Origin of the sequence: Bacteroides intestinalis DSM 17393, from assembly GCF_000172175.1 — a bacterium.
GTDB classification, from domain to species: domain Bacteria; phylum Bacteroidota; class Bacteroidia; order Bacteroidales; family Bacteroidaceae; genus Bacteroides; species Bacteroides intestinalis.
The window spans coordinates 1,421,953-1,438,659 of sequence record NZ_ABJL02000007.1 but is presented as its reverse complement, the minus strand read 5'-3'; the positions used below and the strand labels follow the sequence as shown (position 1 = coordinate 1,438,659).

The window sequence follows — 16,707 nt, the reverse complement described above, 5'->3', positions numbered from 1 at the left end:
CGCCCCTGCAAGCAATAGGATGTTGCTTGCAGGGGCGTCCTTTCCCTATATATATACACTGCCGAAGTCGTTGAATTAAACTCATTATTGTAGGGGTATGGATTATCTCTTACTTCACTTTATAAGTGCACAGCCGTTTCCTCTCATGAAAATTCTGTTTACCCCAAATGATAGCTTTGTTAACCCCGCACGGTAACTCCATTTACATATCGCGGTAAAGGTCGTTACATGCCGAAGTAAAAGCCGTTACAATAAGGGGTAAAGGTTGTTACATACGGCGGTAAATGCTTTTACATCTTGCAGTAAACTGTCGGTAAATACAGTTAATTGATTATCAACAAACTAACAAAAGCCTATCAGCAATCTTTAATTCATTTCTTCAATTATAGATCACCCACACCAATCCACATCCATCTGTCAGAACCCCATTATAACCTCCCCAATCTTCTCTAAACAAATAGAGCTCCAGGTTGTTATGAACCCTGTATCACAAAAAACAACCTAAACCTATGAAGATTAAAGCTTGGAGCAGCGTGCTGCTCTTATCGTGCCTATGTTCTGCCGTCACGGCACAGAATGGCAACCGTTATCTGGAAAAACCGTTGCCCCGAGGCTGGGGGAATACGGTGGTTCCGAACTCTAAAACGGTCCCTACTTCCGCAGGAACCACTAATTCTACCATGGCATCCGCGAATGACAACTTATTCAGCGGACAAATATTACCGGTAGACGACCAGTGGTGGAAAGCATTCAACGACCCGGTACTGGACTCACTAATCAGCGTGGCATCCGGCGAAAACTATTCCGTACTTGCAGCTATAGACCGCATGGAACAGGCACGTGCCAGCCTGCGGATGGAACGCAGTAATTTTTTCCCTTCTATTTCTTTAAATGGTGGATGGCTCCGCCAGCAAAGTAGCGGCAACACCACCGAATTGCCCCAATCCATCACACATTATTATGATGCATCGCTCAATGCCAGTTGGGAACTGGATATATTCGGAAGCATCCGGCAACGGGTAAAGGCGCAACGGGAAACATTCCAAGCCAGGCGTGAAGAGTACATCTCCGTACAGGTATCCCTCTGTGCACAAGTAGCTTCTGCCTACATCAACCTGCGGGAACTGCAACAGGAACTGCAGGTAGTAATGCATAACTGCCGGACGCAAGAAGAAGTGCTCAACATCACCGAAGTACGCTACAACACGGGACTTGTATCGAAACTGGATGTAGCACAGGCTAAATCAGTGTATTTCAGCACCAAAGCATCTGTTCCACAACTGGAATCTGGAATCAGCCAATACATCAACTCGCTGGCTATTCTGCTGGGAACTTATCCGCAGGAGATACGCCCCACATTGGAAAGAATCGGGAAATTGCCCGACTACATGGAACCCATTGGAATAGGATTACCTGCCGATTTATTACTCCGCCGTCCGGATGTGCGACAGGCCGAAAGACTGGTTAATGCACAAGCCGCACTATTGGGAGCCAGCAAAAGCGACTGGCTGCCACAAGTTTTCCTGAAAGGATCTGTAGGATATGCCGCCCGGGATCTGAAAGACCTGACCCGGCGGAAAAGCATGACGTTTGAAATTGCCCCAACCCTCAGTTGGACACTGTTCAGCGGAACAAAGCTGGTGAATGCCACCAAACAGGCACGTGCGCAACTGGACGAAGCAGTGCATAACTTCAACGAAACCGTGCTTACCGCTGTACAGGAAACGGACAATGCAATGAATAATTACCGGAATTCCATCAAGCAGATTGTCGCCCTCCGGGAAGTACGAAATCAGGGGCAAGAGACACTGAAACTCTCTCTGGAGCTTTATAAACAGGGACTTAGTCCTTTTCAGAATGTACTGGATGCACTCCGTTCGCTACTGACGTACGAAAACCAGTTGACGCAGGCGGAGGGTAGTTCACTGCTGTATCTGGTGTCATTGTACCAGGCACTGGGAGGAGGATATAAAGAGAACTGAGTAATAATTCCTAAACCATAACCATATATGAAAAATGAAATGTACATCATCCTCACGCTGATTCCGTTGCTGGCGGGATGTGGGGACAAAAGAGAAGCAGCGCGCGGAGCGATGCCCGTTCCGGAGATAAGCGTAGCCCGTCCGGTGGTGAAAGACATCACACTGACTAAAGAGTATCCGGGTTATCTGAGTTCGGAAAAGACCGTCGACCTGGTAGCACGGGTGAACGGAACCCTGCAAACCATCGCCTATGCTCCAGGAAGCAGAGTTCGGAAAGGGCAGGTGCTGTTCGTCATCGAACCCACTATTTACCAGGACAATGTAAAACAGACGGAAGCGGAACTAAACACCGCCCGAGCCAATCTGGAATATGCCCGGAACAACTATGCCCGTATGCTGGAAGCTGTGAAAAGCGATGCTGTAAGCCAGATACAGGTGTTACAGTCGAAATCGAATGTCGCCACTTCGCAAGCGGCAGTCAGCAATGCCGAAGCCGCGCTGAATACAGCACGCACGAATCTGGGTTACTGCACAGTCCGGGCACCGTTTGACGGAACTGTCAGCCGGAATCAAGTCGATGCGGGCAGTTATGTAGGGGGAAGTCTGCAGCCTGTCACCCTTGCCACAATCTATAAAGATGATCTGCTATACACATACTTCAATATCACTGATAACCAGTGGCTTGCCATGCTGATGCAACAAGGAACCGCACAGCAGAAAGATACACTACCCCGGCAAATCACTGTTAACCTGGGGGAAGACGGCATACAACCGTATCCTGCCACACTCGATTACTTCGCACCCAATGTAGACCTGAGCACCGGAACTCTGAATCTGCGTGCCCGCCTGGACAACCCGAAAGGTTTACTGAAAAGCGGACTTTATGTCAGCATCACCTTGCCATACGGCAAAGAATCGCAGGCAATACTGATACCAGACGCATCCATCGGGACCGATCAATTGGGAAAATATGTGTATGTAGTGAACGATTCCGATAGGGTGCGCTATCGCCACATCGAGGTGGGACAACTGATAGATGACACTCTCCGGCAAATAACCGGCGGACTCTCGCCACAAGAACGCTACGTCACCCGGGCACTGATGAAAGTACGGGAAGGGATGAAAGTGAAGCCCACCAGCAAATAACCAATCGTAAATAACTAAATACTAAGCTCATGTTCTCAAAATTCTTCATAAACCGTCCTATCTTTGCTACCGTGCTTGCGCTGCTGATCGTGGTGGCGGGACTGATCACACTGGGCATACTCCCCATTGCGCAGTATCCGGACATTACGCCGCCTACCGTTCAGGTCAGCGCCGTCTATCCGGGTGCCAACGCGCAGACAGTGGCACAAACCGTGGGTATCCCCATTGAGCAGCAAGTAAACGGAGTGGACGGTATGCTTTATATGTCCTCCAATTCCTCCTCATCGGGTGCCTATTCACTCACCATTACTTTTGCCGTCGGAACAGATATCGACATGGCAACCGTACAAGTCCAAAACCGTGTCAGCGTAGCACAGGCTTCATTGCCAACCCCGGTAGTGGTACAGGGAGTAACCGTTCAAAAGCAGTCGTCGAACATTGTGATGTTCCTCACCATGACTTCCGAAAACAAGGAATATGACGGACTATACCTCAGCAACTACGCCACCCTGAACCTTACCGACCAGTTGACACGCGTGCCGGGCGTAGGCGCTGTCAATGTGATGGGAGCGGGAGACTACTCCATGCGTATCTGGCTGGACCCGGCAGCACTGCGTATCCGTAATCTTTCGGCAGCCGATGTTTACCAGGCCATTCAATCACAAAATGTAGAAGTCAGTGCCGGAGCTGTGGGACAACCTCTGCTGGGAAATCCAACTCCGGGTAACACCAACATTGGCAATGTCTCTTCCGACAGCAATGCCCCTGCCTATCAATACAGTCTGACAGTGAAAGGGCGACTTTCGTCCCCCGAAGAGTTCGGCAATATCATCTTGCGAACAGAAGCGGGCGGGAGAGTGCTTCGCCTCCGTGATGTGGCTCACATCGACCTTGGCTCCGCATCCTATAGTGTCGTATCCCGACTGAACGGGCAACCTACCGCCGCCATTGCCATCTATCAACAACCGGGTTCCAATTCGCTGGATGTATCCAAAGGTGTGAAAGAGAAGATGCAGGAACTGTCAGAATCGTTCCCCAGCGGCATCCATTACAGTGTAACCCTGGATACGACGGACGTCATCCACGCTTCAGTAGACGAAGTGCTGGTAACTTTCTTGGAAACAACCCTGCTTGTGGTACTTGTCATCTTCCTTTTCCTACAGAATTGGCGGGCGGTTATCATTCCGTGTATCACCATTCCCGTATCACTTATCGGTACTCTGGCAGTGATGGCGCTCTTCGGATTCTCCATCAATACACTGACGCTGTTCGGACTGATACTTGCCGTGGCCATTGTGGTGGATGACGCCATTGTGGTAGTGGAAAACTCCACACGTTTGCTTGATACGGGGCAGTACAGTGCCCGGCAGGCGGTCATTCAGGCGATGGGAGAGATCACCGGTCCGATTGTGGGCGTAGTGCTGGTATTGCTTGCCGTATTTATTCCGACAATGCTCGTCAGCGGTATCTCCGGACAGCTTTATAAGCAGTTTGCACTGACTATTGCTGCCAGCACTGTGCTAAGCGGTTTCAACTCGCTGACACTGACTCCGGCATTGTGTGCCTTGATATTACAGCCTACAAAACCTGCACAGTCGCCACTTTTCCGGGGCTTCAACTTTGTGTACGACAAGACTCAAGGGATATATGATAAAACCGTGGGTTGGTTGCTCCGGCGTCCTGCTGCTGCACTGTTGTCTTATGCCGGGTTTACGGCACTCGCTGTGATCCTGTTTATGAAGTGGCCCAGCACCTTTATTCCCGAAGAAGATGACGGATATTTCCTTGCCGTGGTGCAATTGCCGCCCGCTTCAAGTCTGGAACGTACAGAAGCTGTCGGACGTGAAATCAATGAAATCCTCAACAGCTATCCCGAAGTGAAAAATTATATCGGCATATCCGGCTTCTCTGTCATGGGAGGCGGGGAACAGAGTAATTCCGGCACCTATTTCGTTATCTTGAAGAACTGGGACGAGCGTAAAGGAAAGGAACATACGGCCCAGTCTGTAGTAAATCGTTTCAATACGCAGGCGTATGGAATTCAGGAAGCAGAAGTTTTTGCCATGGTACCCCCTGCCATTCCCGGACTCGGTGCTACGGGCGGTCTACAGCTACAAGTGGAGGATCGTAACAACCTCGGCGCCACAGAAATGCAGCATGCTGTAGAGACGCTGATGGCAACCTACCACACTAAACCTGCATTGGCATCCGTCAGCAGTCAGTATCAGGCTAATGTGCCCCAGTATTTCCTGAACATCGACCGGGATAAAGTACAATTGATGGGGATTCCGCTGAACAATGTCTTCACTTCTTTGAGTTACTACATGGGAGCTGCTTACGTGAACGATTTCGTTGAGTTCGGCCGTATTTATCAGGTAAAACTCGGTGCACGGGATCGCGCCCAACGGATCATTGACGATGTACTGAAGTTGAGTGTACAGAATGTATCGGGAGAGATGGTACCATTTTCAGCCTTTATGCGGGTGGAGGAACAGTTGGGAATGGACCAAATCAACCGTTACAACATGTATTCCACTGCCTCCGTCACTTGCAACGTAGCCCCGGGAAGCAGTTCCGGAGAGGCGATACAGCAAATGGAGGCACTCTTTAAGGAGCAACTGGGTGATGAATTTGGTTATGAATGGACGTCAGTAGCCTATCAGGAAACGCAGGCAGGCACAACGACAACCGTTGTGTTTGTAATGGCATTACTCGTTGCCTTCCTGGTACTTGCAGCACAGTACGAGAGTTGGACGAGCCCGGTAGCTGCGGTCATCGGGCTTCCGGTAGCATTGTTGGGAGCGATGATTGGCTGTCTCATTATGGGAACACCTGTCAGCATCTATACACAAATCGGTATTATCCTGCTTGTGGCACTGTCGGCAAAAAATGGTATTCTGATTGTAGAGTTCGCCCGCGATTTCCGTGCGCAAGGCAACTCCATTCGTGATGCGGCATTCCAGGCAGGGCATATCCGCTTGCGGCCTATCCTGATGACATCCCTGGCATTTGTATTCGGTGTGATGCCATTGCTGTTTGCTACGGGTGCAGGAGCGGAAAGCCGTATTGCACTGGGAGCTGCTGTAGTGTTCGGTATGGCACTGAATACATTGCTTGCCACAGTCTATATCCCTAATTTCTATGAGTTGATGCAGAAGATACAGGAAAAATTAGGAAAGAAGCAGATAGAAGAAAAGACTGAGAAGGTTTAGATCCTGATTAGTCTCATTGAAAAGGGCTACACCCTTTGCCTCAGATGGCTACACCATATCCCCCAAAGGGTGTAGCCATCCGGGGTAAAGGGTGTAGCCCTTTTTAATGGATATTATAACGTCTGATAATCAGGAATATCCGGAAGAAAAGTATAGCTATTCCGTTCGTAATCCATCCGGCAGCAATAGTGTTGCATTCCATTACTCACTACCAAGTAATCTACTTTCAGCACCATATTGTAGCGCGTAATCTGATTGAACACCGCTTGCGTAATCTCTATGTCCGGCGCTTTATACTCCACAATCATCCGTGCCGTGAGGTCACGACGGTAAAGCACTGTGTCACAACGTTTCTTCGTTCCGTTGAGCTGTACCTGTACCTCGTTCGCCATCAATGTCTGCGGATATCCTTTATGGTTCAGCAGAAAATGTACAAAATGCTGGCGTACCCATTCTTCGGGCGTCAGTGCTACATATCGGCGCCGTATCACGTCGAAAATAGCAGGTTTCCCTTCACGGTTCACGACTTTAGCATCAAATACAGGTAAGTTTAACGATAACATATTGATATGTGATAAGTGATTAACAAATTTCCGAATTCTACTTTTTTATTGTACTTTTGTGAGTTAAATAATCGCTCCCTGAAAGTATTTAGGGAACAAATTTAATGAAATCTTATGAAAACAAAGCAAGAAATCGTAGCTAACTGGCTGCCTCGTTACACAAAACGTAAGCTTGAGGACTTTGGAGAGTATATTCTGTTGACTAACTTCAACAAGTATGTGGATATTTTTGCGGAGAAGTTCAATGTGCCCGTTCTTGGTAAAGACGCTAATATGACGTCTGCTTCAGCAGAAGGCATGACCATTATCAACTTTGGTATGGGAAGCCCTAACGCTGCAATTATCATGGATTTACTAAGTGCTATACAGCCCAAAGCCTGCCTGTTCCTGGGCAAGTGCGGTGGCATCGATAAGAAAAACAGAATAGGGGATCTCATCCTTCCTATCGCCGCCATCCGTGGCGAGGGAACTTCCAATGACTACTTCCCGCCCGAAGTACCTGCGCTACCGGCATTTATGTTGCAGCGTGCCGTTTCTTCATCCATCCGCGACCATGCCCGCGACTATTGGACAGGTACCGTATACACTACCAACCGCCGCATTTGGGAGCATGACGAAGAATTCAAGGAATATCTGAAGAAAACCCGTGCCATGGCCGTCGATATGGAAACAGCGACTCTCTTCAGCTGCGGTTTTGCCAATCACATCCCTACCGGAGCCATCTTATTGGTTTCTGACCAGCCGATGATCCCTGAAGGAGTAAAAACCGATAAAAGTGATAATCTGGTTACCCAAAACTACGTAACCGAGCACGTTGAAATCGGCATCGCATCCCTGCGTATGATTATCGACGAGAAGAAAACCGTAAAACATCTGAAATTCGACTGGTAAAACGAATATGGCAAAACAGGAAATCACGTGTGATGACATCTTAAAGGAACTGAGAGCGAAGCAATACCGTCCCGTCTATTATCTCATGGGCGAGGAACCCTATTACATCGATCTCATTTCCGACTATATAACAGACAATATTCTGACCGAAACGGAAAAGGAGTTCAACCTGACCGTTGTATACGGGGCAGATGTGGATATAGCTACTGTTGTTAATGCCGCCAAGCGCTATCCGATGATGTCCGAGCATCAGGTGGTGGTGGTAAAGGAAGCGCAGAATATCCGTAATATGGAGGAGCTTTCTTATTACCTCCAAAAACCGCTGCTTTCTACCATATTAGTAATATGCCATAAACATGGCGTACTGGATCGAAGAAAGAAGCTGGCTGCCGAAATCGAAAAGACTGGTGTCCTGTTTGAATCTAAAAAAGTGAAGGATGCGCAACTGCCTGCATTCATCACTTCTTATATGAAACGCAAAGGTATTGACGTGGAACCTAAAGCCACTGCCATGCTGGCCGATTTCGTTGGCACCGACCTCAGTCGCCTCACAGGAGAGCTGGAAAAACTGATCATTACACTTCCAAAAGGTCATACACGCGTTACCCCCGAACAGATAGAGAAGAACATTGGTATCAGTAAGGATTATAACAACTTCGAATTACGCAGTGCCCTCGTTGAAAAGGATGTCCTGAAAGCTAATAAGATAATAAAATATTTTGAAGAAAATCCGAAAACAAACCCTATTCAAATGACTTTATCTTTACTTTTTGGATTCTTTTCTAACTTGATGTTGGCCTATTATGCCCCTGAAAAATCGGAGCAAGGCATAGCCAACATGTTGGGACTACGCACCCCTTGGCAGGCCAAAGACTATCTCGCAGCTATGCGTCGATATAATGGAGTAAAGACCATGCAAATTATCGGAGAAATACGATATGCAGATGCAAAATCTAAAGGAGTGGGAAATCCATCTTTAAGTGACGGGGATATTCTTCGCGAACTGGTCTTCAAAATCCTGCATTAACAGCTTTTTTCTTCTATACACTCTTCATTAAACAAGAAATTTAGCTTTTCCTTCCCCCCTTCCACCGTTCCCAAACGTACTGTTCATAGGTAATAGAGTGTGGAAGGGTATCTGAAATACATACAACGCATTCGCAGAAACAGATGGTCTATATACAGTGAACAGACCATTTATCTGATATAAACACATGGTCTATTTGCATTAAATAAACCATGTGTTTATATATAATATATTCTCCTGTCCCGAGCAAAGCAGGCATATTTTTATAGGAAAACAATATACTTTTTCTAAGAAAAAGGAAAATTATATTTAGAAAGTGGTCAACAGATCAATGGAAATAGATCATCTATTTCTTATTTTAGAAGAGATTATACTTGTTAACTATATCAGCAATAATAGAGAAAGAAAATGCTATTTTCACTATCATTATGTCATTTCTCACTTAAGAAAGGGTTATTTTTCTAGAATGAGAGAATTTTAGAACTAAAAATCAGGGTATAATATACTGTATTACAACCAAATACACTTCAAATAAGCTCCTGAGAATTAAGAAATTCCAAGTTCCCGATCATTTATACAGAAATAAAGCAAGGATTTACAATTACGAAGACCTTAGAACATATCAATTGAACTCTCCTTATTTTAGTGTAACAAATTCTTTCTGTAATATCGAATCTATCATCAAGAATAAATGCAATTAGAAAAGGAAATAGTTGCTATTTCAACTATGAAATATTAAAAACGTAATATCACTATGTTTACAATTGAATATATAACAATTATACATATAACAAACGTGATCAAAAGCTATGATATACAATTGTAATAAGACTGTTTTTAATGAAATAATGGTAAAATAACAAAGGTAATAGGATAGGGGCTTAACGATGAGTAAAACAACAATTAAATCACTAATAATCAATATAATATAGCCATTTATATAATCTATCAGTTCATAAATAAAGAAATCAATGAGAAAACAATTGTAATATGGGATATACCACAGAAAGAACCTAAACTTATATACATAATAACCAATAATATACATAGTTTTATTAAAGTAAAAATATGGGCTTAAAATCTAGGTAATATATATCATCACATTTGTACATATAACATTTGAAATAATAAACATACAATTGTAATATAAGAAAATTCACACTTTTAATTTGCTTTTGTAACTTCATTTCTTTACTTTTGTAATTCAAAAGAGAATCAATACAATTGTAAACATCACCTATATCGCAACAGTTATGAGCATAAAAGATAGGTTCAAAATGATCATGGATCGGGAAAAATTAACCGCAGGCGCATTTGCCGAAAGTATTGGTGTAGCTCAAGCTACCATCTCACATATTTTAGGTCCGCGTAATAAATATCCAAGTACAGAAGTTATTCTTCGTCTTCATCAAAGATATAATGATATCAATTTAGAATGGCTACTTACCGGGCAAGGTGAAATGAGTAATACGTCTTCCGATTCTGACCCTTCTATCGAGAGTGGATTCGACTATCCATTATTCGCCGAGAATTCCGTAAATCCGTCCAAAGAGACAGGTTCGGCCGAAAATCGCAAGGAAATCGCATTAGAAACGCCTGTAAATGCCACTAAAGAGATTGTAAAACAGGAGATTATCTATAAAGAAAGGCCTCCCAGAAAAATCACTGAAATAAGAATTTTCTTCGACGATAATACGTACGAGACGTTTAAACCCGAAAAGTAAGGCTCATAAACGACTATTTGCACAATTTCCCGTATCTTTGGATAAGATAAGCATCTCAGCAGAACTTTTTCATGCAAGCATGAAAGTTCTGCATTCGATTTGCATTATCTTTGTACCCTGAAGATAAAATTCACCTCTTTATATAGGATAATGAAAAAATACATTTTAGATTTGACAGTGACTGAGAACGTCCGACTGCACGCTAATTATGTGCTATTAAAACTGACGTCTCCGTCTCCGCTTCCGGAAATGCTTCCGGGACAATTTGCGGAAATACGTGTGGACGGATCTCCAACTACTTTCTTGCGCCGCCCCATTTCCATTAATTATGTAGATAGACAACGCAATGAAGTGTGGTTTCTGATCCAACTGATTGGAGACGGAACCAGGCAATTAGGCGAAGCAAAAGCCGGAGATACGGTCAACGTAGTACTTCCTTTGGGAAATGGCTTCACAATGCCTGAAAAGGCTTCTGATAAGCTTCTGTTAGTAGGTGGAGGTGTTGGTACAGCTCCCATGCTTTATCTGGGCGAGCAATTAGCTAAAAACGGCAGTAAACCGACGTTCCTTCTGGGAGCAAGAAGTGATAAGGACTTGCTGCAACTGGAGCAGTTTGCAGCTTATGGTGATGTATATACGACTACCGAGGACGGCAGTCATGGCGAAAAGAGATATGTGACACAACATTCCATATTGAATAAGGTGCAATTCGAGCAGATTTACACTTGTGGCCCTAAGCCTATGATGATGGCGGTGGCTAAATATGCCAAAAGTAAAGATATAGCTTGTGAAGTATCATTGGAAAATACAATGGCTTGTGGTATAGGCGCTTGCCTCTGTTGCGTAGAAAATACAACGGAAGGGCATTTATGTGTATGTAAAGAAGGTCCGGTTTTTAATATAAACAAACTATTATGGCAGATTTAAGTGTAAACATTGGAGAATTACAAATGAATAATCCGGTGATGACGGCTTCCGGTACATTTGGGTATGGTGAAGAGTTTGCCGATTTCATTGATATTACGCGAATAGGTGGTATAATTGTAAAGGGTACGACTCTTCACAAACGTGAAGGTAACCCATATCCGCGTATGGCGGAAACTCCGTCAGGTATGTTAAACGCTGTGGGACTGCAAAATAAGGGAGTAAATTACTTTATTGAACAGATATATCCGCGTATTAAGGACATTGAAACTAATATGATTGTAAATGTTTCGGGTTCTGCCATAGAAGATTATGTAAAAACAGCAGAAGCCATTAACGAACTTGACAAAATTCCTGCCATTGAATTGAACATCTCTTGTCCCAATGTAAAGCAAGGTGGAATGGCTTTTGGTGTCACTGCAAAAGGAGCCGAAGAAGTGGTGAAAGCTGTGCGCGCAGCTTACAAAAAGACACTTATCGTAAAGCTGTCTCCTAACGTGACAAGCATTGCTGAAATAGCCCGTGCAGTAGAAAATGGCGGCGCAGACAGCGTTTCATTAATTAATACACTGCTTGGAATGGCTATAGACGCGGAACGCAGGCGTCCTATACTCTCCACTGTAACAGGTGGTATGTCCGGTGCAGCAGTAAAACCAATCGCACTCCGCATGGTATGGCAAGTTGCCCAGGCGGTAAAAATACCTGTCATTGGTTTAGGAGGTATCATGAACTGGAAAGACGCTGTGGAATTTATGCTTGCCGGAGCTTCAGCCATCCAAATCGGTACGGCAAATTTCATCGATCCGGCAGTTACTATTAAAGTAGCGGAAGGTATAAACGACTATCTCGATAGACACGGATATAAGTCTGTGAAAGAAATTATCGGTGCGCTTGAGGTATGACCAATAACAAGTGAATATCATTCGCACCTATTTTACATAAAAAAGGACATTCATAGCGAATGTCCTTTTTCTATTTTTATACAACTGATTTATTCCTCTCCCAGCAAATCCGGGCGGAGTCTGCGCGTCCGTTCCAAAGACTGTTGCAACTCCCATTCTTTAATCTTAGCCTCATGCCCGGACAATAAAATTTCCGGAACTTTCCAACCATTGTAATCGGCAGGTCTTGTATAAACCGGAGCAGCCAAAAGATTATCCTGGAACGAGTCGGATAACGCTGATTGCTCATCGGAAATAACACCGGGGATGATGCGGACAATAGCATCCGCCATCACTGCTGCCGCCAGCTCTCCACCGGTCAGCACATAGTCCCCAATACTGATTTCTTTAGTGATCAGATGCTCGCGAATACGATAATCGATACCTTTAAAATGCCCGCAAAGGATAATAAGGTTCTGGGTAAGTGAAAGTGTATTGGCCATTGGCTGATTGAACTGCTCACCATCAGGAGTCGTAAAAATGACTTCATCATACTCCCGTTCTGCCTTCAAGGCATTGATACAGCGCTCTATAGGCTCTATTTTCATCACCATTCCGGCAAAACCGCCAAAAGGATAATCATCCACCCGTCGATATTTATCTTCAGTATAATCACGTAAATTATGAATATGTATTTCTGCAAGCCCTTTATTCTGAGCACGTTTCATAATGGAGCAATTGAAAAAGCCTTCAATCATCTCCGGTAGAACTGTTATTATATCAATGCGCATATTAATTTTAATTTTCTGCAAAAGTACAAATATTAGAGGAGAAACCTGTATTTTTGCGTTCAAACAATCTGAAATAGGTATGACTGCAAAAGAAAAGATAGATCAGCTCCGTGCCGAACTGCATCGGCACAACTACAATTATTACGTGTTGAATGCTCCCGAAATCTCCGACAAAGAGTTCGACGACATGATGCGGGAATTGCAGGAGATGGAGCGAGAACATCCTGAATATCAGGACGAAACTTCGCCAACCATGCGCGTAGGAAGCGATTTGAATAAGAATTTCACGCAAGTGACACACAAATATCCAATGCTTTCGTTGGGTAATACCTATTCTGAAGGTGAGGTATCTGACTTTTATGATCGCACTCAAAAAGCCCTGAACGAAGATTTTGAAATCTGTGCCGAACTTAAATATGACGGTACTTCCATCTCGCTGACATACGAAAACGGCAAATTAATACGTGCTGTAACCCGTGGTGACGGTGAAAAAGGCGATGATGTAACAGATAATGTGAAGACAATCCGTACTATCCCCCTTGTTTTGCATGGTGATTATCCCCAATTATTTGAGATCAGAGGGGAAATACTAATGCCGTGGAAAGTCTTTGAGGAACTAAACCGCGAAAAAGAGGCACGCGAAGAACCTCTTTTCGCTAATCCGCGTAATGCTGCATCAGGCACTTTGAAATTACAAAACTCTGCTATAGTTGCTTCCCGCAAACTGGATGCCTACCTTTATTATTTATTAGGAGAAGAACTTCCTTGCGACGGACATTATGAAAACCTGCAGAAAGCTGCACAATGGGGATTCAAAATCTCCGACCATATGAAGAAGTGCCACAGCCTGCAGGAAGTGTTCGATTACATCCATTATTGGGATACAGAACGGAAGAATTTACCTGTAGCCACGGATGGCATTGTTTTGAAAGTAAATAGCCTGAAACAACAGAAAAACCTCGGTTTCACCGCAAAATCTCCTCGTTGGGCCATCGCATACAAGTTCCAGGCAGAGCGTGCATTGACCCGCTTAAACAAGGTGACTTACCAGGTGGGAAGAACCGGAGCAGTAACCCCTGTTGCCAATCTGGATCCGGTACAATTATCGGGTACAATCGTAAAACGTGCCTCTCTGCATAATGCAGATATCATTGAAGGGCTCGACTTGCATGTCGGCGATATGGTTTATGTAGAAAAAGGCGGTGAAATCATACCCAAAATTACCGGAGTAGATAAAGATGCCCGGAGTATGATGGTAGGTGAAAAAGTGAAGTTCATCACTCATTGCCCTGAATGTGGCAGCAAATTAATCCGTTACGAGGGAGAAGCTGCGCATTATTGCCCCAACGAAACGGCTTGTCCGCCTCAGATAAAAGGAAAGATCGAGCATTTCATCAGCCGGAAGGCTATGAACATTGACGGATTAGGCCCGGAAACTGTGGATATGTTCTACCGATTAGGACTCATTAAGGATACGACAGATCTGTACAAGCTGACTGTAGACGATATCAAGAATCTGGACCGTATGGGAGATAAGTCGGCGGAAAATATCGTCAAGGGTATTGCCCAAAGTAGGGAAGTGCCTTTTGAGCGAGCATTGTTCGCCCTAGGTATCCGCTTTGTCGGTGAAACTGTAGCAAAGAAAATAGCTAAGTCCTTCACTGACATAGAAGAACTGGAAAATGCAGATCTTGAAAGATTGATAAATATCGATGAGATCGGTGAGAAAATAGCGCAAAGTATCATTTCCTACTTCGCTAATCCTCTGAATAGAGAATTAATAGAGCGACTGAAAATTGCCGGATTACAGTTTAGCCGAAAGGAAGAAGACCTGAGCGGCTATACCGATAAACTTGTCGGACAGTCTATTGTAATCAGCGGCGTGTTTACCCATCACTCTAGAGACGAATATAAAGATTTGATAGAGAAGAATGGAGGAAAAAATGTAGGTAGCATTTCTGCCAAGACCAGTTTTATCCTGGCAGGAGAAAATATGGGACCCGCTAAATTAGAAAAAGCGCAAAAGTTGGGTGTACAGATAATGAGCGAAGATGAGTTTTTAGCGCTCATTTCGTAACATTTTTCCAGTGAAATCTTTTTTATAGCTTATATTTGCTGTAGAAATCGAAAATATTCGTACTTTTGCGAGTCATTTAATTAGAGATTACTTAAATTTCACTCATGATACAGACTAAATTGAAAGGAATGGGGGTAGCGCTGATTACTCCTTTTAAAGAGGATGAAAGCGTTGATTACGATGCATTGATACGTTTGGTGGACTATCAACTTCAAAACAATACTGATTTTTTGTGTGTGCTGGGCACCACAGCAGAAACTCCGACACTGACGGAAGAAGAAAAAAAGAAAATCAAGAAAATGGTCATCGAACGCGTAAATGGTCGGATACCTATCCTGCTCGGTGTTGGTGGAAATAATACGCGTGCCATTGTGAATACGCTTCAAAACGACGATTTTACCGGAGTAGATGCCATTCTGTCTGTTGTTCCCTATTATAATAAACCTTCTCAGGAAGGTATTTATCAACATTATAAAGCAATTGCAGAGGCTACAGAGCTTCCAATTGTACTCTATAATGTTCCCGGCCGTACCGGTGTAAATATGAAAGCAGAAACCACGCTGCGCATTGCCCGTGACTTCAAAAATGTTATTGCTATCAAAGAAGCCTCCGGTGACATCACTCAAATGGATGATATCATCAAGAATAAACCAGCTAATTTTGACGTTATTTCGGGAGATGATGGTATTACCTTCCCTTTGATTACCTTGGGAGCTGTTGGTATCATATCAGTCATCGGAAATGCATTTCCACGCGAATTTAGCCGCATGGTAAGACTGGCATTGCGAGGAGATTATGCAAATGCATTGACTATCCACCATAAATTTGCCGAGTTATTCAAGCTTCTTTTTGTGGATGGCAATCCGGCAGGCGTAAAAGCAATGTTGAACGTTATGGGAATGATTGAGAATAAACTTCGCCTCCCACTTGTGCCTACCAGGATTACTACTTTTGAAGCCATGCGGAAGATTTTGGATGAGTTAAACATTAAGTGCTAAAAAAAACAAAGATACTTCTTTGTAAAACATCCCCTGAGATAGATTATTTCATCTCAGGGGATGTTTTCTTTCGCCTCACAAGCTGATTTTTACTGTCTCATGAGACGGATGTATTCATCTCAGGAAAGAAATTAATACTTATATCTGCACAAGCACACAGTTATATCTGTATCAACTCACACACATATTTGCATGAGTCTACACAGATATAACTGTTACCCTACGGTGTATAACAAAAAACCTCTGCAAATTACTTTGCAGAGGTTTTTCGTGATCGCGACAGGATTCAAACCTGTAACCGGCTGATCCGTAGTCAGCTACTCTATTCAGTTGAGCTACGCGACCTTGTTGTCAAAAAGATGTGACCGCGACAGGATTCAAACCTGTAACCGGCTGATCCGTAGTCAGCTACTCTATTCAGTTGAGCTACGCGGCCTTTTTGTTTAACGGGTGCAAAGATACGGACTTTTTCTGAAACTGCAAGCATTTTA

The 16,707-nt window shown here is 44.1% G+C and carries 12 protein-coding genes and 2 tRNA genes; 10 read left to right on the top strand and 4 right to left on the bottom strand.

The features are described from left to right. Positions 1–509: 509 nt before the first annotated feature. The 3 genes from BACINT_RS09320 to BACINT_RS09310 are packed head-to-tail and all read left to right on the top strand — an operon-like array spanning position 510 to position 6,340. Positions 510–1,982: an efflux transporter outer membrane subunit gene (locus BACINT_RS09320; RefSeq protein WP_007662512.1), complete on the top strand. Its 1,473-nt coding sequence runs from the start codon at positions 510–512 to the stop codon at positions 1,980–1,982. 27 nt (positions 1,983–2,009) lie between these two features. Then, positions 2,010–3,128: an efflux RND transporter periplasmic adaptor subunit gene (locus BACINT_RS09315; protein ID WP_007662511.1), complete on the top strand. Its 1,119-nt coding sequence runs from the start codon at positions 2,010–2,012 to the stop codon at positions 3,126–3,128. 29 nt (positions 3,129–3,157) lie between these two features. Continuing rightward, positions 3,158–6,340 (top strand): efflux RND transporter permease subunit, encoded by a 3,183-nt coding sequence (locus BACINT_RS09310; RefSeq protein WP_007662510.1) that lies wholly within the window; start codon positions 3,158–3,160, stop codon positions 6,338–6,340. A gap of 113 nt (positions 6,341–6,453) precedes the next feature. On the opposite strand, the gene BACINT_RS09305 is transcribed toward BACINT_RS09310, so the two are convergent. Next, complete coding sequence (locus tag BACINT_RS09305) at positions 6,454–6,903, bottom strand: type I restriction enzyme HsdR N-terminal domain-containing protein (protein WP_007662509.1); 450 nt, start codon at positions 6,901–6,903, stop codon at positions 6,454–6,456. Between the two features lie 114 nt (positions 6,904–7,017). Between BACINT_RS09305 and BACINT_RS09300 the strand changes: the two genes are divergently transcribed. From BACINT_RS09300 to BACINT_RS09280, 5 genes are all read left to right on the top strand, one after another. Next, entirely contained in the window at positions 7,018–7,794 is a 777-nt protein-coding gene (locus BACINT_RS09300) for an AMP nucleosidase (protein ID WP_007214225.1), read from the top strand. A 7-nt stretch (positions 7,795–7,801) separates the two neighbouring features. Beyond that, positions 7,802–8,821, top strand: coding sequence for a DNA polymerase III subunit delta (gene holA, locus BACINT_RS09295; RefSeq protein WP_007662508.1), 1,020 nt, complete (start codon positions 7,802–7,804; stop codon positions 8,819–8,821). 1,253 nt (positions 8,822–10,074) lie between these two features. Then, a complete protein-coding gene (locus BACINT_RS09290) occupies positions 10,075–10,545 on the top strand; it encodes a helix-turn-helix domain-containing protein (protein WP_007662505.1) in 471 nt (156 codons plus the stop codon). Positions 10,546–10,695: 150 nt separating this feature from the next. After that, a complete protein-coding gene (locus BACINT_RS09285; protein ID WP_007662504.1) occupies positions 10,696–11,472 on the top strand; it encodes a dihydroorotate dehydrogenase electron transfer subunit in 777 nt (258 codons plus the stop codon). Continuing rightward, on the top strand, positions 11,460–12,371 hold the full coding sequence (locus BACINT_RS09280; protein ID WP_007662502.1) for a dihydroorotate dehydrogenase: 912 nt from the start codon (positions 11,460–11,462) through the stop codon (positions 12,369–12,371). The genes BACINT_RS09285 and BACINT_RS09280 overlap by 13 nt, the downstream gene beginning before the upstream one ends. An 89-nt stretch (positions 12,372–12,460) precedes the next feature. Here the strand turns inward: BACINT_RS09280 and trmD are convergent, their stop codons facing one another. Then, positions 12,461–13,141, bottom strand: coding sequence for a tRNA (guanosine(37)-N1)-methyltransferase TrmD (trmD, locus tag BACINT_RS09275; RefSeq protein WP_022210442.1), 681 nt, complete (start codon positions 13,139–13,141; stop codon positions 12,461–12,463). Positions 13,142–13,220: 79 nt separating this feature from the next. Between trmD and ligA the strand changes: the two genes are divergently transcribed. Further along, the gene (gene ligA / locus BACINT_RS09270; protein ID WP_007662499.1) at positions 13,221–15,218 is read left to right on the top strand and encodes an NAD-dependent DNA ligase LigA; all 1,998 of its coding nucleotides are present in this window, start codon (positions 13,221–13,223) and stop codon (positions 15,216–15,218) included. Between the two features lie 104 nt (positions 15,219–15,322). Continuing rightward, positions 15,323–16,216: a 4-hydroxy-tetrahydrodipicolinate synthase gene (gene dapA, locus BACINT_RS09265; RefSeq protein ID WP_007662497.1), complete on the top strand. Its 894-nt coding sequence runs from the start codon at positions 15,323–15,325 to the stop codon at positions 16,214–16,216. 271 nt (positions 16,217–16,487) lie between these two features. Here dapA and BACINT_RS09260 read toward each other — a convergent pair. Beyond that, positions 16,488–16,561, bottom strand: a tRNA-Arg gene (locus BACINT_RS09260). Positions 16,562–16,578: 17 nt separating this feature from the next. Then, positions 16,579–16,652 (bottom strand) — tRNA-Arg (locus BACINT_RS09255). Positions 16,653–16,707: the final 55 nt, after the last annotated feature.